This is a genomic window from Pseudomonas sp. MWU16-30316 (genome assembly GCF_020515645.1).
GTDB classification, from domain to species: Bacteria; Pseudomonadota; Gammaproteobacteria; order Pseudomonadales; family Pseudomonadaceae; genus Aquipseudomonas; species Aquipseudomonas cerasi.
Map to the genome: position 1 here is coordinate 745599 of NZ_JAIZAZ010000003.1, position 23360 is coordinate 768958.

The window sequence follows — 23360 nt, forward strand, 5'->3', positions numbered from 1 at the left end:
ATGCTCGCCTCCAGCGCCGCAACATTCCCATTGACCGCTGCTCAGCGCGACGTCTGGCTTGATCAGATCAGCCGCGGTGACTCTCCGCTTTATAACATTGGCGGCTATCTGCAACTGTCCGGAGCAGTTGACCCGGCAACCCTGCACAAGGCGCTGGAGCAACTGGTTGGTGCACATGAGGCGCTGCGCACGGTGCTGATGCCGGGTGCCGGAGCGGATGGCGTGCCGCTTCAGACTTATGCGGCCTCCATGCCGGTGTCACTGCCATTTTACGACCTCGGCAGCCACCCCGAGCCGGAGCAGGCAGCGCGAGCACTGATCAACGACAACATGCGCCGCCCGTACGTGCTCGACGGCAGCCCGCTACTCGACTTTTGCCTCATCCGTCTGGCGGATGATCGCCACTGGCTGGCAGGCCAGGCCCACCACCTGATTCTCGATGGCTGGGGTTTCGCACAGTTGTTCAAGTCCCTGGGTGAGCTTTACAGCGCATTGATGGCAGGTAAAGACCTCGAACTGGTTGCACCGGGGTACAGCGACTTCATTGCAGACGATGCCCGGTATCAGGCGTCAGAACGCTATTCGCTGGACAGGGCCTATTGGCTGGAGAAATACCGCGATTTGCCGGAGCCGTTGCTGGTGTCGCGCTATCACAACCGCCGGGCGACTGACCCGGCGCCGTCCCATGCCTGGGTGCAGCCGCTTCCCGGCACCTTACATGCGCGCATGAAACAATTTGCCGAGCACCACAACGCCTCTGCGTTTCATGTACTGCTGGCGGTTCTGCATGTCTATTTCACGCGCACTGCGCAACGCGACGAGTGGATTGTCGGGCTGCCGCTGCTCAACCGCAGCGGCGCGCGCTTCAAGGCGACGCTGGGTCACTTCGCTCAGGTCAGTGCCGTGCGCATGGCTTTCGACGACGGGCTGGACTTCGCTGCCTTGGTGGTCGAGGTGCGTGACGCACTGAAACGTGACTTCCGTCATCAGCGCTTCCCCTTGAGCGAGCTCAATCGCAGCCTCGAATTGTCGCGTGAGGGACGGGCGCAACTGTTCGAAGTTTCGGTGTCCTACGAGCTGGAGGACCACGGTTATTGCTACACCGATGCGCAGGCGCGGACGGTAAAAGTGTCCAATGGTTACGAGGCGACGCCGCTGGCCATCCACTTGCGCAGCAACAGTTGCAACGACGATGCCTCGCTGCACCTGGTTCACCACCGTGCCTGGATCGATGACGACGAGGCCTCGTCGATTGCCGGACGTTTGCTGCACGTTCTGGAACAGGGGCTGGAAAACCCGGCTTTGAAGATTCAGGACTTCCACCTGTCTGCACGTGCCGAGCAATTGCAACTGCAGACCTGGAATCAGACTGAAACGGCTGTGGGCGACGAGCAACTGATTCATCGACGCATCGAACAGCAGGCCCGTACTCGCCCCTATGCCGTGGCGGCGATATTCCAGGGGCAACACCTGACCTACGCGCAACTCAACCGGCAGGCCAATGCCCTGGCTCAGCGTCTGATCTACCAGGGCGTACGCCCTGACGATCGCGTGGCAATCGTTTCGCGCCGTGGCCTGGAAACCCTGGTAGGGCTGTTGGCCATCCTCAAGGCGGGGGCGGCTTATGTGCCCATCGACCCGTCGCACCCGCGTGAACGCCTGCATTATCTGCTCAGTGACAGCGCGCCGGTGGTGGTGCTGACCCTGTCTTCGCTGATCGAGCGTCTGCCGCCGCTGGCAATGCCGCTGATCGAGCTGGACCATTGCACCGGCGGCCAGGGCGCCGAGAATAATCCGCAGGTAGCGGGGCTGGGCAGCGACAATCTGGTCTACGTCATTTACACATCCGGCTCCACAGGCCAGCCCAAAGGCGTGATGGTAGAGCATCGAACCCTGGCCAATCTGGTTGACTGGCACTGTCAGGCTTTCGATGTGAAGGCGGGCAGTCATACTTCTTGCCTGGCCGGCTTCGGTTTTGACGCGATGGCCTGGGAGGTCTGGCCGACCCTGTGTGCTGGTGCAACCCTGCATCTGGCGCCGGTCCAGGACGGTGGTGAGGACATTGAAGCCATGCTCGACTGGTGGCGCGCGCAACCGCTGGACGTGAGCTTTCTTCCCACCCCGGTGGCCGAGTACGCCTTCAGCCAGAATCACGACCATCCGACCTTGCGTACGCTGCTGATCGGCGGCGATCGTCTGCGCCAGTTCACTCACAACCGCCGTTATGCCGTGGTCAACAACTATGGTCCGACCGAAACCACCGTTGTCGCCACCTCCGGTCAGGTGCAGGCCAATGGCGCGCTGCACATTGGCGGCCCCATCGCCAACACCCGTGTTTACGTACTCGACAAGCACTTGCAAGCGATGCCCGTCGGAGTACCCGGTGAGCTTTACATTGGCGGTGAGGGTGTTGCGCGGGGCTATCTGAACCAGCCGCAACTCACCGACGAGCGCTTTGTTGCCGACCCTTTCAGCGATGTCGCGCAGGCACGCATGTACCGTAGTGGCGATCTTGTACGCTGGAACGGCGACGGGACTCTGGATTACCTGGGCCGTAACGACGACCAGGTGAAGATTCGAGGCATGCGCATCGAGCTGGGCGAAATCGAGTCGGTGCTGGCCAGTCTGGACGGTGTGAAAGACGCAGTCGTGCTGGTTCGCGATCTCCATCTGCTTGCCTGGTTCACCGAAACCGCCACGGTCGACACCGACACGCTGTCAGCGGCAATGCGCGCACGTCTGCCGGGCTACATGGTGCCGCGCGCCTTCACCCGGCTGGCGTCGCTGCCATTGACGGCCAACGGCAAACTTGACCGTCGTGCGCTGCCCGATCCCGCCCCGGCGTACCTGCTCGGCAACGCTTATGAAGCACCACAGGGCGAAGTGGAAATTGCCATGGCGGCCATCTGGGCACAAGTGCTGGGCATCGAGCGCGTAGGGCGGCACGACAACTTTTTCGAACTGGGCGGCCATTCACTGCTGGCCGTCAGTCTGGTAGAGCAACTGCGCAAGGCTGGACTCAAGGCGGATGTGCATGTGCTGCTCAGCCAGCCGACACTGGCCGCTCTGGCGGCATCTCAGACGGACGTCAGCACCTTCAAAGTGCCGGCAAACCTTATTCCGGCAGGCTGCAAGCAGATCACTCCGGGCATGTTGAGTCTGGTGGCGCTCGAACAGTCAGCCATTGACCGCATCGTCGCCAGCGTACCGGGCGGTGCTGCCAATGTGCAGGATATCTACCCGCTGGCACCGCTGCAGGAAGGCATTCTCTATCACCACCTGATCGCAGAGCACGGCGATACCTATCTGCTGCAATGGCGCCTGGCGTTCGACACGCCGGAGCGCCTGTACAGTTGGGCCGCGGCCTTGCAGGAGGTTATCGACCGCCACGATATCCTGCGCACCTCAGTGGTATGGCAAGGCCTGGAAAGCCCGCAACAGGTGGTCTGGCGCAATGCCGAGCTTACAGTACAAGCCATCGAGTTCGAGGCCGAAGACCCCGAAACGGCTGTCATCGACCGTCTGCAACGCCAGTTCGACGCTCGTCATCATCGACTGGATCTGGCCCAGGCCCCCTTGATGCGTCTGGTGCATGCCCAGCAATCGTCGAGCGGCGAAACCGTCGCCATTCTGCTCTTCCACCACCTGGTGCTGGATAACACGGCGATGGAGATCGTCAGCCGCGAGATGCAAGCGTTGCTGTTCGGCCACCGCTATGACTTGAAAACGCCAGTGCCGTATCGCAACTACGTCGCGCAAGTACGCCTGGCCAATGATGAGGCAAGCCACACAGCGTTTTTCACTGAAATGCTCGGTGATGTCGATGAGCCAACCCTGCCTTTTGGCATACAGGACGTACACGCCGATGGCAGTGGCATCGAGGAGGAGCGACGGGCCCTCGACCCTGAGCTGGCGCTGCGGCTGCGCGAACAGGCACGCCAGCTCGGGGTGAGCGCTGCAAGTCTGATGCACGTCGTATGGGCGCGGGTTCTGGGCGTGCTCGCCAATCGTCGCGACGTGGTGTTCGGCACTGTGTTGCTGGGACGCATGGGCGGTGAGGGCGCTGATCGGGCACTCGGTGTGTTTATCAATACCTTGCCGCTGCGCGTGGATACGGCGCAGGACACTCGTTCAGCCGTCAAAGCGGTTCACACGAAGCTGTCTGCGCTGATCGCTCACGAGCAGGCTTCACTGGTACTCGCCCAGGGCTGCAGTGCGGTGGCATCAGGTTCCCCGCTGTTCAGTGCCTTGCTCAATTATCGCCACAGCGGGGAGGTAAAACCGCAGGACGGCGAAGGGCTCTGGCAAGGCGTGCGGGTCCTCGGTGGCGATGTACGCAGCAACTACCCGCTGACCCTCTGCGTGGACGATCTGGGCGAAGGTTTCGACCTGCATATGCTGGCGCAGCAGGGTATGGGAGCCGAGCGTATCGCTGGCTGGGTGCTCAACACGCTGGAGCATCTGCTGGACACTCTAGAACAGGCGCTGCCGCTGCGGCTCGAGAACGTAGCGATTCTCGACGCGGCAGAGCGCAATCATTTGTTGCTCGATTTCAATGGCAGCGAGCAGCCGTTCCCGCGGGACTGCACCGTGAATGCGTTGATCGAAGCGCAGGCTGCCAGCCAGCCAGACAGCCCAGCGGTGATTCAGGGCGGCCATGTCCTGACCTACGCTCAGCTCAACCAGCGCGCCAATCGCCTGGCCCACCATCTGATGGGTCTGGGCGTCAAAACCGATGAACGCGTTGCCCTGTGCCTGCACCGTGGTCCCGAACGCCTGGTTGCCATGTTGGCGGTGCTCAAGGCCGGTGCGGCCTACGTGCCGGTCGACCCGGTCTATCCGGCTGAGCGTATTGCCTACCTGCTGCAGGACAGCGCGCCCCGCGTGGTTCTGACTGAAAACTTGACTCATGATCTGGCCGGCGATACTGCCCGGGTGAACATCGAGCAGGCTGACTGGCCTGGTTCTTCCGGCAATAACCCCTGCGTTGCGGACCTTGATGCGCAAAAACTGGCGTACGTCATCTACACCTCCGGCTCCACCGGTCAGCCCAAGGGCGTCATGGTCGAGCACTGCACGCTGGTCAACCTGGTGCACTGGCACTGTCAGGCGTTCGCTCTGCAGGCTGGCAGTCATACGGCGAGCGTGGCTGGTTTCGGCTTCGACGCCATGGCCTGGGAAGTGTGGCCGGCGCTGTGTGCCGGTGCAGTGCTGCATCTGCCACCGGCCGAAGTCGGCAACGAGCACGTCGATGAACTGCTCGACTGGTGGCTGGAACAGCCACTTCAGGTCGGTTTCCTGCCCACCCCGGTGGCCGAGCAGGCCTTCAGACGCCCGCGCCAGCACCCGACGCTGCGCACGTTGCTGATCGGCGGCGACCGTCTTCGCCAGTTCGACAGCGACCCTGGCTTCACTGTGATCAACAATTACGGCCCGACTGAAGCCACTGTGGTGGCGACCTCTGGTGCCATGCAGCCGGGCGGCCCGTTGCATATCGGTGGTCCGATCACCAACACTCGCGTGTATGTGCTGGACGAGCAGTTGCAGCCGGTGCCGGTGGGTGTCGTCGGCGAGCTGTATATCGGTGGCGCGGGGGTTGCCCGTGGCTATCTGAATCGTCCGCAAATGACCGAAGAGCGTTTTATTGCCGACCCGTTCAGTGCCGCAACGCAGGCGCGCCTGTATCGCAGCGGCGATCTGGTACGCTGGAATGCCGATGGCAGCCTCGACTACCTGGGGCGTAACGACGACCAGGTGAAAATTCGCGGCATGCGCATCGAGCTGGGCGAAATCGAGTCGGCGCTGGCCAGTCAGGCCGAGGTGCAGGACGCTGTGGTGCTGGTGCGCGGTGAACGTTTGCTGGCCTGGTTCACCGAAAACGCTCCTGTCGAACCCGAAGCGCTGCGCGAAGCGTTGCGTGCACGTCTTCCCGCGCACATGGTGCCGCTGGCCTTCACACGCCTGGACGCGCTGCCGCTGACCAGCCATGGCAAGCTTGACCGCCGTGCCTTGCCGGACCCAGAGCTGGAAGCGCTGACCAGTCAGGCCTACGAGGCACCCGTGGGTGCAACGGAGACCCTTATGGCTGATCTCTGGGCGCACGTGCTTGGCCTGGAAAAAGTCGGCAGGCATGACAACTTCTTTGAACTGGGCGGCCACTCGCTGCTAGCGGTCAGTCTGGTCGAGCGCCTGCGCAACGCCGGACTCAGCGTCGATGTACGTGTCCTGCTCGGCCAGCCGACCGTCGCCGCGCTGGCCGCATCCGTGGGTAAAGGGCGTGAAGTCCCGACGCCGCTCAATCGCGTTCCGGCCGGTTGCACCCACATCACGCCAGAGCTGCTGAGCCTGTCACAGCTCGACCAGACGACCATCGAGCGCATTGTCGCCACGGTGCCAGGCGGTGCGGCCAATGTTCAGGAAATCTACCCTCTGGCTCCCCTGCAGGAAGGCATCCTCTATCACCACCTGACTGCCGAGCAGGGCGACCCGTACTTGCTGCAATTGCGCATGAACGTCGACAGCCCGGAGCGTCTGGAGGCAGTGGTCGCCGCCTTGTGCAAGGTCATCGCGCGGCACGACAGTCTGCGCACGGCGATCGTCTGGGAAGGCCTGGAAACGCCGCAACAGGTGGTCTGGCGCCAGGCGGATCTGCTTGTCGAGCGTGTGACAATGGCGCAAATCGACACCCCGGCGGGCGCGGCGCGTATGGACTTGAGCTGTGCGCCGCTGATCCGCCTGGCCTACTGCCCGGACGCGGAAGGCCCAGGCCTGTCGGCAACGCTGCGCTTCCATCACATTGTGGTGGACGCCACTGCACTCGAAGTCATGCGCGAAGAAATGCTCGCCCATCTGCGCGGCGAGCCGGGCCCGACTCAGCCCGCTGTGCCGTATCGCAACTATGTGGCTCAGGCACGCCTGGGTGTCAGCGAGGCGGAGCATGAGGCGTATTTCCGCGAACAACTGGGCGATATAGACGAGCCGACGTTGCCATTCGATCTGCGCGATGTGCAGGGTGACGGCTGTTGCATCGAGGAAGCCCAGCAGGTGCTGCCCGATGCGTTGCTACAGCGCCTTCGCAGTCAGGCACGGCAACTGGGTGTCAGCGTCGCCAGCCTGTTGCATCTGGCCTGGGCGCGGGTTCTGGGCGCGGCCACCGGCAATGACCGCGTGGTATTCGGCACTGTGCTGCTGGGTCGTTTGCAGGGCGGTGCGGGTGCCGACCGTGGTATGGGCATGTTCATCAATACGCTGCCGTTGCGGGTCGATCTGGGCAACCTCAGTGTGCGCGACGGCGCACGTGCCACACATGCCCGACTGGCGGCACTGCTTGGCCATGAGCACGCATCCCTGGCTCAGGCACAGCGCTGGAGCGGGGTGGCAGCGCCATTACCGTTGTTCAGTGCGATCCTCAACTATCGACACGCAGCTGGCCAGGCGCGCCAGGATGCGCAGCTCGATGCATGGCAAGGCCTGGAGATTCTGACCAGCGAGAAGCACACCAACTACCCGTTGAGCCTCAACGTCGACGATCTGGGCGACAGCCTGCGTCTGAGCGTTACCGTGCCACCCCGGGTAGGGGCGCAACGTATCTGTGCTTATGTGCAGCAGACGCTGGTGACCATGCTTGACGCCCTTGAAGGCCAGCCGGATCTGCCGGTGCAGCACCTGTCGGTACTCGGCGCTGAAGAGCGGCAGCGTTCGCTGGTCGACTTCAACGCCACGGCGATCCACCACGATCTTCAGCAAACCCTGCACGGGCTGTTCGAAGCCCAGGCGGTGCGTACGCCGCAGGCGATAGCCCTGCGCGCCGGACGTGCACAATTGAGCTATCGCCAGCTCAATGAACAGGCCAACAGCCTGGCTCATCACCTGATCGATCTGGGCGTGCGGCCCGATCAACGGGTCGCGATCTGCGTCGAGCGCGGCCTGTCGATGGTGATCGGTCTGCTGGCGATCCTCAAGGCCGGTGGCGCTTACGTACCACTGGACCCCAGCTACCCGCGCGAGCGTTTGCAGTACATGGTCAAGGACAGCACGCCGGTCGCCTTGCTGGTACAGGCCGGCACCCGCGATCTGCTCGACGACGAGCACGCCCTGCGGATCGATCTGGACAGCGTGACCTGGGACGCACAGCGTAATCAGAATCCGCGCGTTACCGGCCTGACCGCGGAGCATCTGGCGTATGTGATCTACACCTCGGGCTCCACCGGCACGCCGAAAGGGGTGATGGTCGAGCACCGCAACGTCAGCAACCTGGTGCAGTGGAGCTCGGTGTTGTGCCCACCCAGCTCGGACACCGTCTTGCTGCAAAAGACCCCGATCAGCTTCGACGCCTCGGTCTGGGAGATCTTCTGGCCACTGAGCAGCGGTATTGCGCTGGTGCTCGCGCGTCCTGACGGCCAGCGCGATCCTGCCTACCTGGCGCAAGTGATTCAGGAACGCCAGGTCAGCGTGGTGCAGTTCGTTCCTGCGCTGTTACAGCAGTTCCTCGATCTGCCGCAGAGCAGCGCGTGCAGCAGCCTGACCGACGTGGTCTGCGGGGGCGGTGAGCTGACCGTGGAGATGGCCGCGCAGCTACGCAAACGTTTGCCAGAGGTACGCCTGCACAACGTGTACGGCCCGACCGAAACCACCGTCGATTGCAGTGTCTGGACGCTGCGACCCAACGAAGCTGTGCCGGACAGCGCCTTGCCTATCGGGCGTCCGATCAGCAACACGCGGCTTTACGTGCTCGATGCCCATGACCAGCCCGTACCGCAGGGGGTTATCGGCCAGCTGCATATCGGCGGTGCCGGGGTGACGCGTGGCTACCTGAACCTGCCAAAGACCGACGCCGAGCGTTTTATCGACAGCCCCTTCGTGACGGGTGATCGCCTGTACCGCAGTGGCGATCTGGTACGCCAGCGGGCAGACGGTAACCTCGAGTTCCTTGGCCGCAACGACGATCAGGTGAAGATCCACGGATTGCGTATCGAACCGGGCGACATTCAGGCCTGCCTGATCAACCATCCGCGTATCGAACAGGCAATCGTTCTGGTGCGCGACGAGCAACCGGGCGGGCAGCGGCTGGTGGCCTATTACACCGGCACACAGCTGCCGGTCGAGACCTTGCGTGAGGTGCTGCGCGCGCAGTTGCCGGATTACATGGTGCCAGCACTGTTCGTGCATCTGGATGCCATGCCCCTGAGCCCCAACGGCAAGCTGGATCGCAAGGCGCTGCCTGCGCCCGGGCAGGATGCGCTCCTGACCCGCCCTTATGAAGCACCGCAAGGCGAAACCGAAGCCTTGCTGGCCAGGCTCTGGAGCGAACTGCTCGGGGTTGGGCAGGTCGGCCGTCATGACAACTTTTTCGAGCTGGGCGGTCATTCGCTGCTGGCGGTGAGTCTGACTGCGCGCCTGCGCCAGGAAGGCATCGAGGCCGATGTACGGGCGCTTTTCGAACAACCTACGCTGGCGGGCTACGCAGCCATCACAGAGAACATGGAGATTACCCTGTGAGCATCAACGAACTCTTGGCGACACTCAAAGCTCACGAAATCCACCTGACGGTCAAGGACGGTCAATTGGTGGTACAGGGCAATCGCCGTGCCTTGACCGAGAACGGGCTACTTGAACATCTGCGTGAGCATAAGCCGGCGCTGATCGAGCTCATCGAACAGGGCGATTATCAGAACGGCAAGCGCGGCGCACCGGCATTGCCAGCCAACGGCATCGAACAGGGTTGCGAGCTAATCACCCCCGCAATGGTGACGCTGGTGGACCTTGATCAGGCGGCTATCGACCTGTTGATGGACGCGATACCGGGAGGTGCCGCGAATGTCCAGGACATCTACCCGCTGGCGCCGCTGCAGCAGGGCATTCTTTACCACCACGTCACCGCCACCCAGGGCGATCCCTATGTCATGCAGGTGCAATTCGCCTTTTCCGATCAGGCACGTCTGAACGCGTTCGCCGAGGCGTTGCAAACCGTCATTACCCGGCATGACATTCTGCGTACGTCGGTGCACTGGAAGGGGCTGGAAACCCCGGTGCAGGTGGTCTGGCGCCACGCTGAACTGAAGGTCGACCGCTCGCCGCTCGCGGCAGACCTGACGATGGACCTGGGCCAGGCGCCGCTGATGCGCCTGGTCTGCCATGCCCCTGCGGCAGGGCAACGGGTCGAAGCTACGCTGCTGTTCCACCACATTGCCATGGACCACAGTGCCCTTGAGGTGGTGCGCCATGAAATACAGGCCTGCCTGTCAGGGCAAGCCGAAATGCTGGGCGTACCAGTACCGTTTCGCAACTATGTCGGACAGGCGCTGCTGGGCGTCAGCGAAGCTCAGCATGAAGCGTTTTTTCGCGAAATGCTGGGTGACCTCGACGAACCGACACTGGCCTACGGCCTGCAGGATTTGAGCGGTGAGGGAGATGCCATCGAAGAGCACAGCGTCACGCTCGATCAGCAGTTGTGTCAGCGCCTGCGCGCTCAGTCGCGAACCCTGGGCATCAGTGTCGCCAGCCTGTTCCATCTGGGCTGGGCACGGGTGCTGGCGGGCCTCGCCGGACAGTCGCGGGTGGTATTCGGCACCGTGCTGATGGGACGCCTGCTGGGTGCCGAAGCCACAGAGCGGGCGCTGGGCATCTTCATCAACACATTGCCGCTGCGCCTCGATCTGGCTGAGCAGGGCGTGCAAGCCGCAGTGCGCGCCACCCATCAGCGCCTGACCGCGCTGATGCGCCACGAACACGCACCGCTGGCACTGGCGCAGCGCTGCAGTGGGGTAAAGGCGCCGACGCCGTTGTTCAACGCGTTGCTCAACTACCGCCACAGTGCGCCGGCGCAGGCGTCCGGTGAAACATGGCAAGGCATTGAAGTGCTACAGGCTCAGGAGCGCAGCAATTATCCGCTGGTACTGAGCGTCGATGATCTGGGTGAAGCCTTTGGCTTGACGGCACAAGCCACCGCAGGCATCGACCCGCAAAGCATTTGCGCCTATATGCAATGGACCATGGAAAGCGTGGTCGATGCGCTGGAGCAGACGCCGCAGATGCCGGTCGAACAGCTTGATATCGTGCCTGCCAGCGAGCGTGCGCGGTTGTTGCTGGACTTCAATGACCGACGTGCCGACTACGAACGCAGGCTGACGATTCATCAGCGTATCGAACAGCTGGCAGAGCAGCAGCCTGACGCCATTGCCGCACAGGTAGGTGCACAACACCTGAGCTACCGCGAGCTGAACGCGCGGGCCAATGCGCTCGCCGATCATTTGCTCAGTCTTGGCGTACAACCCGATGACCGTGTGGCGGTGGTAGCGCGGCGCAGCCTGGAGACGCTGGTCGGCTTGCTGGCAGTGCTCAAGGCCGGTGCGGGCTATGTGCCGGTCTATCCGGCGCACCCGGATGAGCGCATTGCCTATCTGCTCGGCGACAGCGCGCCGGTTGCGGTATTGGCTCAACCGGCGTTTGTCGAACGCCTGCAAGGGTTGGGCCTGGCGGGATTGAACACCCCGCTGATCGAGCTGGACCTGGCAAACTGGCCGGAGCAGCAAGACAATCCTCATATCGCCACGCTCGATGCGACCCATCTCGCCTACGTGATCTACACCTCGGGCTCGACCGGCCAACCCAAGGGCGTGATGGTCGAACACCGCTCGCTGAACAATCTGATCGACTGGCACCGTGAGGCCTTCGATCTGCACGCGGGCAGTCATACCGCCAGTGTGGCGGGCTTCGGTTTCGACGCCATGGCCTGGGAAATCTGGCCGGCCTTGTGCGCCGGGGCGACGCTGCACCTGCCACCGGCCGAAATTGGCAATGAGCAGCTCGATGCGCTGCTTGACTGGTGGATCGCCCAGCCACTGCAGGTCGCTTTTCTGCCCACTCCGGTGGCCGAATACGCTTTCAGTCGCAATCTGCGTCATCCAACCCTGCGCACGCTGCTGATCGGCGGTGACCGGCTACGCCAGTTCCATCGCGATCCCGGTTTTGCGGTGATCAACAATTATGGCCCCACCGAAACCACGGTGGTCGCCACCTCCGGTCGCTTACTACCCGACGGCAGCCTGGACATCGGCAAACCGGTCGCCAACACCTCGATTTACCTGCTTGATGAACGCCAACAGTTGGTCCCGCTCGGGGTACCGGGCGAGCTGTATATCGGCGGCGACAGTGTCGCCCGCGGGTATCTGAATCAACCGCAACTGACAGCAGAACGCTTTATGCATGACCCGTTCGCCGGGCAACCACAGGCGCGCATGTACCGCACCGGGGATCTGGCGCGCTGGAATGCTGATGGCACCCTGGAATATCTGGGTCGTAATGACGATCAGGTGAAAATTCGCGGGGTGCGCATCGAGCTGGGAGAAATCGAAAACCAGTTCAGCCAATTGCCGGGTATCGAGGAAGCACTGGTACTGGCTCGTGAAGACGAACCGGGGCAACCACGGCTGGTGGGCTATTTCACCGAGCGTGCAGGCGCTGTCGCCAGCAGCGTGGAGCAATTGCGTACCGCGCTGCTGGCCCGTCTACCGGGTTATATGGTGCCCGGCGCATTGGTGCGCCTGGACAGCTGGCCGTTGACGGCCAATGGCAAGGTTGACCGCCGTGCCTTGCCGGTACCCGACCGCGCCGCGCTGTCGACCGGCGAATACCATGCCCCGCAAGGCGATCTGGAGGGTGCACTGGCCCTGATCTGGAGCGAATTGCTGCAGGTCGAGCGAGTAGGGCGTCATGACCGTTTCTTCGAGCTGGGCGGTCATTCGCTGCTGGCCATGCGCATGGTTTCTCAGGTACGTCAGCGCCTGTCACTGGAACTGGCCCTTGGCGACCTGTTTGCCGACAGTTCGCTGATCGCGGTCGCACACTGCCTGACCGCTGCCGCGCGCAGTCAGTTGCCGGTCATCGAAGTGCAGCCACGCAATGGTCCTGTACCTTTGTCTTCTGCTCAACAGCGCATCTGGTTCATGGCGCAAATGGAAGATGCCAACAGCGCCTACAACATCTCGCTGGGCCTGAAACTGAGCGGTCCGCTGGACAGTCGAGCATTGACGCGTGCGCTGGAACGTATTGTGGCCCGCCACGACAGCCTGCGCAGCCGCTTCAGCCAGGAAGACGACAATGCCTGGGTACAGGCAGCGCCGGTGACTGAAGTGCCGCGCATCTGCTGGCAGGATTTACGCGATCAGGACCCGCAAGCGCTGCAGGCAGTGATCAGGGAAGAGGCCGCGCAGCCCTTCGACCTGCAACACGACCTGCCGATCCGTGGCCGTTTGCTGTGTCTGGCTAAAGACCGTCACGTCTTGTTGCTGACCGTGCATCACATCGTTGCTGACGGCTGGTCGCTGGGCGTACTGACCCGCGAGCTGACCGCGCTCTACCAGGCGTTCAGTCAAGGGCAGGACGACCCACTGCCCGCGCTGGCGCTGCAATATGGCGATTACGCCGTGTGGCAACGCAACTGGCTGGACGACGAGCGGTTGAGTCATCAGGCCGATCACTGGCAGCAGACCCTGACGGGGGCGCCGGTATTGCTGACCCTGCCCACCGACCGTCCACGTCCTGCGCATCAGGACTACACCGGGGCCAGCGTCGCGCTGGATCTCGATCCGCGTCTGAGCAACGACCTCAGAGCCTTCTGCCAGGCACAGTCGATGACACCGTTCATGCTGTTCATGGGCGCATGGGCCGTATTGCTGGCGCGGCTGTCCGGGCAGGAAGAGGTCGTCGTCGGCATGCCGGTTGCCAACCGCCGTCGTGCTGAAATCGAAGGCTTGATCGGTCTGTTCGTCAACACCCTGGCCGTGCGTGTCGACACGTCGGGCGAGCCGGATGTGGTGACGCTGCTGGAGCGCATCAAGGCCCGCGTGGTGGAAGCGCAGGACCATCAGGACCTGCCTTTCGAACAAGTGGTGGAGCGCCTGCGGCCGCCGCGCAGCCTCGCGCACAGCCCGTTATTCCAGGCATCGCTGACCTGGGACGGCAGCCAGGGGCTGGAATTGCAACTGGGCGATATGCAGCTCGAACCGCTGGATGAACAGGCCGCTTTTGCGAAATTCGACCTGGCGCTGAGCGTCAGCGATGGCCCCGACCATTTCCGCTGCATCGTGGAATATGCCACGGCTTTGTTTGACCACGGCACCATCGAACGCTATCTGGGGTATCTGGAGGCGATACTGCGCGCCATGGTGGCTGACAGCCAGACGGTTGTGAGCCGAATTCCGCTGCTGTCGGAGGCCGAGCGTCTGCAATTGACCGAAGGTTTCAATGCACCCGATGCGGTTTATCCGCAAGAGCAGACGCTGCACAGTCAGTTTGAAGCGCAAGCGCAGCGCACGCCGGATGCGATTGCCGTCAGCTATGAAGAGGAGTCTTGGAGCTACGCGACACTTAACGCCCAGGCCAACAGGATCGCGCATCGCCTGATTGGCATGGGCATTGGTGCGGACGACCGAGTCGCCATCTGCACGCCTCGCGGCCTGCAGATGATCGCCGGCCTGCTGGGGATCCTCAAAGCCGGTGCCGCCTACGTGCCACTGGACCCGGCTTATCCGCTTGAACGTCTGGCTTATACCCTCGAGGACAGCGCACCGGTGGCGTTGTTGAGTCAGCGTTCAGTGCAGGGCACCTTGCCGGTCTCGGAAGTGCCGGTAATCAGTCTCGACGACGACTTGCAGGACGAATCCGTCTGCAATCCGCAGGTGCTGGTAAAGCCCGGCAACCTGGCTTATGTGATCTACACCTCCGGCTCTACCGGTAAGCCCAAAGGCGTGATGATCGAACACCGCAACGTTGCGCGGCTGTTCTCGGCCACCGAAGCTTGGTTCGGTTTCAACCAGCAGGATGTCTGGGCGCTGTTCCATTCGTTCGCCTTCGACTTTTCGGTCTGGGAAATCTGGGGCGCGTTGCTGCATGGCGGGCATTTGGTGATCGTGCCGCAACTGGTCAGCCGCTCGCCCGAAGACTTCTATACGTTGCTGTGCCGCGCCGGGGTGACGGTGCTCAACCAGACGCCGAGTGCGTTCCGTCAGCTGATTGCTGCACAGGGCGAGAACGGCCAGGCGCATGCGTTGCGCAAGGTGATCTTTGGCGGTGAAGCGCTGGACACAGTCATACTCAAGCCGTGGTATGCCCGCAACGTGAATGCCGGCACACAACTGGTGAACATGTACGGCATCACTGAAACCACCGTGCATGTGACCTATTACCCGTTGCAGCCCGAAGACGCTCAGCGCCTTGGCGCCAGCCCGATTGGCAGGCGCATTCCCGACTTGCAGCTGTATGTCCTCGATGCCCGCGGCGAGCCGGTGCCGATGGGCGTGGTTGGCGAGCTGTATGTCGGCGGCGCCGGTGTGGCACGCGGCTACCTGAACCGTGAAGCACTGACGGCCGAACGTTTCCTCGACAACCCGTTCAGCCACGCCCCTGATGCGCGTATGTACCGTACCGGTGACCTGGCCCGCTGGCTGGCCGATGGCAGCCTGGAATACATGGGCCGTAATGACGAACAGGTCAAGATTCGTGGTTTCCGTATCGAACTGGGTGAGATCGCCGCTCGCCTGAACGATCATCCAGATGTTCTCGACGCTGTGGTGGTGGCGCGCGAGGATGTGCCGGGTGACAAACGACTGGTTGGCTATTACACCTCGGGTGAAGGTAAACCCGGGCTGGATATCGAACAGTTGCGTGCCTGGCTGTCGGGCCTGCTCCCCGATTACATGGTGCCTGCGGCCTATGTACGGCTGGCCAGCCTGCCGGTGACGGCGAACGGCAAACTGGACCGCAAGAGCCTGCCGGCACCGGATCGCGACAGCATTGCCAGCCGCGCCTATGAAGCGCCGCAAGGGGCGATCGAAACCGCCCTGGCGAGCCTCTGGGCCGAGCTGCTGCATGTGGAGCAGGTCGGTCGTCAGGATAATTTCTTTGAACTGGGCGGCCACTCGTTGCTGGCCGTGACCCTGATTGCGCGCATGCGTCGTCTGGACATGCGTGCGGACATTCGCGTTCTGTTTGTCCAGCCTACGCTGGCGGCGCTGGCTGCGGCCGTAGGTTGCGACACTGAAATCAATGTGCCAGCCAACCTGATCGATGCGCACTGTCAGCGCATCACTCCTGAACTGCTGCCGCTGGTGGCGCTGGATCAGCCCGCTATCGACCGTATCGTGGCGCGGGTGCCGGGCGGTGCTGCGAATGTGCAAGATATCTACCCGCTTGGCCCGTTGCAGACCGGTATTCTTTATCACCACCTGACAGCCGGGGACCGCGATCCTTATCTGCTGCAGCCGCAGTTCGCCTTTGCCGACGCCTCGCGTCTCGACGCTTTTTGCCATGCCTTGCAGCGCGTGATCGAGCGCAACGATATCCTGCGCACCGGGTTGTTCTGGGAGGGTTTGCAAGCGCCGGTGCAGGTGGTCTGGCGTCAGGCGCCATTGCGGGTTGAAGAGACCGCCTTGCAGGACCTTTTCAATGCACCACGCGTGGACCTGACGCAGGCGCCGCTGTTGCAGCTGGTTTATGCCCATGATACAGCCAACAAAAGGATCGCAGCAGTGCTGCGCTACCACCATGTGATCATGGACCATATCGGCCTCGATATATTGAGCCATGAGTTGCAGGCCATACTGCTGGACAACGAAGCTCAGCTCGCAGCGCCCGTGCCTTACCGGAACTACATCGCCCACGTTGTGCAAGGGCCTGGCGACGACGCTCATGAAGCGTTCTTCCGCGAGCAGTTAGGCGATATCGATGAGCCGACCTTGCCTTACGGCCTGTTAACGGCATCCGCAGAGCAGATTCCTGGCGAAGCCCGTCTCACGCTGGACGGCGGCCTGTGCCGTCAGGTTCGCGACCAGGCAAGGCAGTTGGGGGTCAGCGCTGCCACGTTGATGCACCTTGCCTGGGCGAAGGTACTGGGCCAGTTGTCCGGGCGTGACAGCGTGGTATTCGGCACCGTGCTGCTTGGACGGTTACGCGGCGGTGAAGGCGGTGAGCGCGCCCTGGGTGTGTTCATCAATACCTTGCCATTGCGCATGGATCTGGGCGGGCATTGCGCGCGCAGTGCGGTGCTCGACCTTCATGGTCGTCTGGTCGGGATGCTTGCCCATGAGCACGCTCAGTTGGCTCTGACCCAGCGCTGCAGTGCCTTGCCGGCTGGCGCGCCACTGTTCAATACGCTGCTCAATTACCGCCACAGTGCTGTGCCTGAGGTCGATGACCAGGCGAACAACACGGCATGGCAGGGGATTGAGGTGGTGCATGCAGAGGAGCGCAGCAACTACCCGCTGACCTTGAGTATCGATGACTTCGGCGATGGTTTCAGCCTGACAGCCCAGGCTGCGCCGGGCATTGATCCGCAACGGATTTGCGCCTACGTACAACAAGCCCTTGTCCACCTGGTGCAGGCCCTGGAGCAGCAATCGGCAGCAGCCCTGATCGAATCGTCAGTGGTGCCGGAGGCAGAACGCGAGCGTCTGTCGGCAACGTTCAACGATACCCGGCGTGACTACCCCCGCGAACAGCCCATGCATCTTCTGTTCGAACGCCGCGCTGCGCTTCACCCGCATGCAGTGGCTGCCGTACATGGCCGTCGTTCACTCACTTACGGTGAGTTGAACGAACGCGCCAACCACTTGGCTCACTACCTGCTGGGACAAGGTGTGCGGCCGAACGAACACGTGGCAATCCTGCTGCCGCGCTCGCTGGAGCTGCTCATCAGCCAGTTGGCGATCTGCAAGTGCGCAGCGACCTACGTGCCGCTGGACGTCAACGCGCCTGCCGAGCGCCAGCATTACATGCTCGATGATTGCCAGGCGAAATGTGTGCTGACACAGAGCGCCACCTCGATGGGCTCGACGGTGCAGCGCATCGATCTGGACCGGTTGAACCTTGATGACCAGCCTGCGCATGACCCGGGCCTGCCACAGGCGTCCGACACAGCGGCTTACGTCATGTATACCTCCGGTTCGACGGGCGCCCCGAAAGGCGTCCGCGTGGCCCATCGCGGCATTGCCAGGCTGGTATTGAACAACGGTTATGCCGACTTCAACGAGCAGGACAGCATCGCCTTTGCCTCCAACCCGGCATTCGATGCCAGCACCATGGAAGTCTGGGGTGCCTTACTCAACGGCGGGCAACTGTTGGTGATCGAACACACCACGCTGATCGACCCGACGCGTTTCAGTGCAGCCCTGCGTCAGGGCAATGTCAGCGTGCTGTTTTTGACCAGCGCGCTGTTCAACCAGTACGTGCAACTGATCCCCGAGGCACTCGGCGGCCTTCGGCTGTTGCTTTCCGGCGGTGAGCGTGCCGACACGGCGAGCTTCCGCACGCTGCTTGCCCAGGCTCCGGGCCTGCACTTGTTGAATGTGTATGGCCCCACAGAAACGACTACCTTCGCGACCGCCAGCGATGTACGAACGCTGGGCGATAATGCCGAATCAATACCGATCGGCAGGCCTATCGGTAACACGACGGTCTACGTACTCGATGCTCATCAGCACCTGACGCCGTTGGGCGCGATTGGCGAGCTTTATATTGGTGGTGACGGTGTAGCGCTGGGCTATCTGAATCGTCCGGACCTGACCGCAGAGAAGTTTATCGCCGACCCGTTCAGCGATCAGCCCGGCGCGGTGATGTACCGCACCGGCGATCTGGGCCGCTGGCTGGAGGACGGCCAGCTGGAATGTCTGGGACGCAACGACGATCAAGTGAAAATCCGCGGTTTCCGTATCGAGCTGGGCGAGATCGTCAACTGCCTGCACCAGTTGCCGGGCATCAGGGAGGCTGTGGTTCTGGCGCGCGAGGATGAGCCGGGCAATGTGCGTCTGGTTGCCTATTTCACCAGCCGACTGGACACCGAAGCGCCTGCACCAGAGCAAATGCGGGCTCACTTGCAGGCCAACCTGCCGGAATACATGGTGCCTGGAGCCTTTGTCGAGCTGACCGCTCTGCCGCTGACGGCCAACGGCAAGCTGGACAGCCGTGCACTGCCCAAACCGGATCATTCGTCGCTGTTGGGGCTGGCCTACGAGCCACCGCAGGGAGAGATTGAAATCGCCCTGGCGCAGATCTGGGCTGAAGTTCTGCAGCTCGAGCGGGTCGGTCGCCATGATCACTTTTTCGATCTGGGCGGGCACTCCCTGCTGGCCATGCGCATGGTGTCGCAGGTGCGTCAGCAGATGGGGATGGAATTGCCATTGGGCGAACTCTTCGCGCTGGGCGAACTGGCAGCCGTGGCCAGTGCGCTGGCTGGTACGGGACGCAGCGAACTGTCACTGATCCTGCCTGCGCCGCGTGATCAGTCGCTACCGCTGTCGTTTGCTCAGCAGCGTTTGTGGTTTCTGGCACAAATGGAGGGCGGCAATCAGGCCTACAACATCCCGCTGGCCCTCAGTCTGCAAGGATCGCTGGATGTGGCAGCGTTGACGGCCGCGCTTGGGCGGATCGTCGAGCGCCACGAAACCCTGCGCAGCCGCTTCATCGCCCGCGAGGAGGGTGCCGAAGTGGTGTTTACACCTGCGACGGCCATGTCGTTCCTGCCTATCGAAGACCTGCGTCAACACCCGCACACCCTGACCGAACGCGTCGTAACAGAGGCCACCGCAGCGTTCGATCTGACGCGTGGGCCGCTGATCCGTGGCTGCCTGCTACAGGTGGAGGACGAGCGGCACGTGTTGTTGCTGACCGTGCACCACATCGTCTCCGATGGTTGGTCGATGGGAGTTCTGACCCGCGAATTACTGGCGTTGTACCCGGCGCTGCGTCGCGGCGAGGCCGATCCACTGCCAGCGCTGAGCATCCAGTACGCCGACTATGCGGTCTGGCAGCAGGGCTGGATGAGCGGCGAACGTCTGCAACATCAGGCTGCCTATTGGCGGCAGGCGCTGGAAGGCGCACCGACACTGCTGACCCTGCCTGCAGACCGGCCGCGTCCGGCGCAGCAGGATTTCGCCGGTGCCAGCCTCAACGTGCGGCTGGATGGGCAACTGACCGCAAGTCTGCGTGCGCTGGCACAGCGGCAAGGTGTCACGCTGTACATGACCTTGCTGACTGCGTGGGGCGCACTGCTGTCGCGTCTTTCCGGTCAGGCCGAGGTGGTGATCGGCAGCCCGATCGCGGGCCGTGGTCGGGCCGAGCTGGAAGGGCTGATCGGTCTGTTCGTCAATACGCTGGCCATACGCATCGACACGGCATCGGCACCCACCGGTGAGGCGCTGCTGGCACAGGTCAGGACGCGAGTACTGGAGGCTCAGGACCATCAGGACCTGCCGTTTGAGCAGGTCGTGGAAATCGTCCGCCCGACACGCAGTCTGGCCCACGGTCCATTGTTCCAGACGACGCTGAACTGGCTGGCCGGGGAAACGACGTTACCGGAGATGGACGGGCTGTTGCTGGCAACGGTTGAGCAGCAGAGTCAGGTCTCCAAGTTCGATCTGTCGCTTAACCTCGGCGAGCAGGGTGATGCCTTGTTCGGCACGCTGGACTACGCCACTGCGCTGTTCGACGAGGCAACAGTGCAGCGTTACTGCGGTTATTTCGAACAGTTGCTGCGCACGCTAGTGAATAACCAGCAGGTGGTGCTTGCTGATATCCCGCTGGTGGGCCAGCAGGAACGCGAGTATCTGCTCGAAAGCCTCAACGCCAGCGCGGTGAATCTGCCGCAAGGTCAGACCATTCATGCCCTGATAGAAGCACGCGCCGAAGGCACGCCCGAAGCCGTTGCCGCCAGGGTCGGCGAGCAGTCACTGAGCTACGCGCAGATGAACCATCAGGCCAACAGCCTTGCCCATCATCTGATCAGCCTGGGCGTGCGTCCGGATGATCGCGTCGCGGTGGTGGCGCGTCGTGGGCTGGACACGCTGGTGAGCCTGCTGGCCGTGCTCAAGTCCGGTGCCTGCTATGTGCCGGTGGATCCGGCGCACCCCGATGAGCGCATAAGCTACCTGCTGACCGACAGCGCGCCAGCAGTGGTGCTCGCGGAACAGGCGTTCATGGCGCGCCTGCCTGCACTGACAGTGCCGCTGCTCGCGATTGATCGACCTCAATGGCCTGAGCAACCGGCAAATCCGCTGGTGTCGGGGCTGACGCCCGGCGATCTGGCGTATGTGATTTACACCTCCGGCTCGACCGGGCAACCGAAAGGCGTGATGGTCGAACACCGCACGCTGGCCAATCTCGTCCACTGGCATTGCCAGGCGTTCGCTTTGCACGCCGGCAGTCACACGGCCACGGTGGCCGGTTTCGGCTTTGATGCCATGGCCTGGGAAGTCTGGCCGGCGCTGTGTGCAGGGGCAACGCTGCATATCCCGCCCGCCGAGATCAGCAATGAACAGCTCGATCTGCTGCTCGACTGGTGGCTCACGCAGCCGCTGCACGTGGCGTTTCTGCCGACACCGGTGGCTGAATATGCGTTCAGCCGCGAGCTCTATCACCCAACGCTGCACACGCTGCTGATCGGTGGCGACCGCCTGCGGCAGTTCCACTGCGAGCCAGGTTTCGCAGTGATCAACAACTATGGCCCGACCGAAACCACGGTGGTCGCCACTTCCGGTCGTCTGTTGCCTGACGGCAGCCTCGACATCGGCAAGCCGATCGCCAACACCCGCGTGTACCTGCTGGATGAGCACCAGCAACTGGTGCCGACCGGTGTTGCTGGCGAGTTGTACATCGGCGGAGAAGGCGTAGCGCGCGGTTATCTGAATCAGCCGCAACTCACTGCCGAGCGCTTCCTCAGCGATCCGTTCTGTGAGCACCCGCAGGCGCGCATGTACCGCACCGGTGATCTGGCACGCTGGAATGCCGACGGCACGCTGGACTATCTGGGGCGTAACGACGATCAGGTGAAAATCCGCGGTATGCGCATCGAACTGGGCGAAATCGAGGCGCAACTGACCTCGTTGCCGGGTATCGAGGAATCGCTGGTGGTCGCGCGCGAGGACGAACCTGGACAGTCACGTCTGGTGGCGTATTTCATTGAACAAGGCCCGCACCCGGCGCTTGATATCGCCAGGCTGCGTGCCGACATGCTGGACCGCCTGCCGGGCTACATGGTGCCGAGTGCATTCGTGCGCCTTGATGCCTGGCCACTGACCGCCAACGGCAAGGTCGATCGACGTGCTTTGCCGGTGCCGGATCGCGACGCCATGCCAGGGCGCGAATACGAGCCGCCGCAAGGCGAGCTGGAAATGGCCCTGGCCGACATCTGGAGCGAGCTGCTGCAAGTCGAGCAAATAGGGCGCAACGATCATTTCTTCGAACTCGGCGGCCATTCACTGCTCGCCGTTACCCTGATCGCGCGCATGCGTCGCCGTGGCATGGATGCCGATATTCGCGTGTTGTTTGCCCAGCCGACCCTGGCCGCCCTGGCGCGTGCCGTCGGCAGCGGCGCTCAGGTGAAGATTCCGGCCAACCTGATCGGTGTGGATTGCACATCAATCACCCCGGACCTGTTGCCGCTGGTGAAACTGGATCAGGCAGGGATTGATCGCATTGTCGCGAGCGTTACCGGGGGGGCGAGCAATATTCAGGACATCTACCCGCTGGGGCCTCTGCAGGCGGGCATTTTCTATCACTACCTGTCCGCCGCTGAGGATGATCCCTATCGCTTGCAGGCACGCTTCGCCTTTGCCGACCGCTCGCGACTGGATGCCTTCAGCCAGGCGCTGCAACAGGTCATCGCCCGCAACGACGTGTTGCGGACTTCGCTGTGCTGGGAAGGTCTGGAAACGCCTGTGCAAGTGGTCTGGCGGCATGCCGATCTGCCGGTGATCGAGGTGCCGCTGGCGGCGCTGGATGCGCCCGAGCCGCTGGAGCTCGTGCGTGCACCGCTGTTGCGTCTGGTTCATGCCGATGACCCGGAAAACGGGCGTATCGTCGCGGTCCTGCTGTTCCATCACCTGATCATGGACCACGTTGCCCTGGACCTGCTGAGCCAGGAATTGCAGGCGGTACTGCTCGATCAGGCAGCGCAACTGCCTGCGCCAGTGCCTTACCGCAACTACATCGCGCAGACCTTGCTGGGGGCGGGGGACGACACGCACGAAGCGTTCTTCCGCGAGCAATTGGGCGATCTGGATGAGCCGACCCTGGCGTACGCTCAGACCTGGTTGCCAGGGCCGGAGGTTGCAGGCGAGGCCCGAGTGCGTCTGGATGCGGACCTGAGCAGGCGGCTACGCCATCAGGTGCGGCAGCTGGGTGTCAGTCCTGCCAGCCTGATGCACCTGGCGTGGGCGCAGGTACTGGGCCGATTGTCCGGGCGTGACAGCGTGGTGTTCGGCACCGTACTGCTGGGTCGCTTGAATGGCAGCGAGGGTGCAGAACGTACACTCGGGGTGTTCATCAACACCTTGCCGCTGCGCATCGACCTGGCCGATCAGAGTGCACGC

The 23360-nt window shown here is 62.8% G+C and carries 2 protein-coding genes (1 of these 2 only partly in view); both read left to right on the forward strand.

What is annotated here, in order from left to right:
• A complete protein-coding gene (locus LCH65_RS14390) occupies window positions 1-9498 on the forward strand; it encodes a non-ribosomal peptide synthetase (protein ID WP_226439568.1) in 9498 nt (3165 codons plus the stop codon).
• On the forward strand, window positions 9495-23360 hold the 5' portion of the coding sequence (locus LCH65_RS14395; protein ID WP_226439569.1) for a non-ribosomal peptide synthetase. Its footprint extends 3915 nt past the window's final position; only the first 13866 of its 17781 coding nucleotides appear in the window; it begins with the start codon at window positions 9495-9497; its stop codon lies beyond the right edge, outside the window. The genes LCH65_RS14390 and LCH65_RS14395 overlap by 4 nt, the downstream gene beginning before the upstream one ends.

Coding starts and splice junctions, on each gene's coding strand:
- LCH65_RS14390 (WP_226439568.1), top strand. CDS start 1: ATGCTCGCCTCCAGCGCCGCAACATTCCCATTGACCGCTGCTCAGCGC.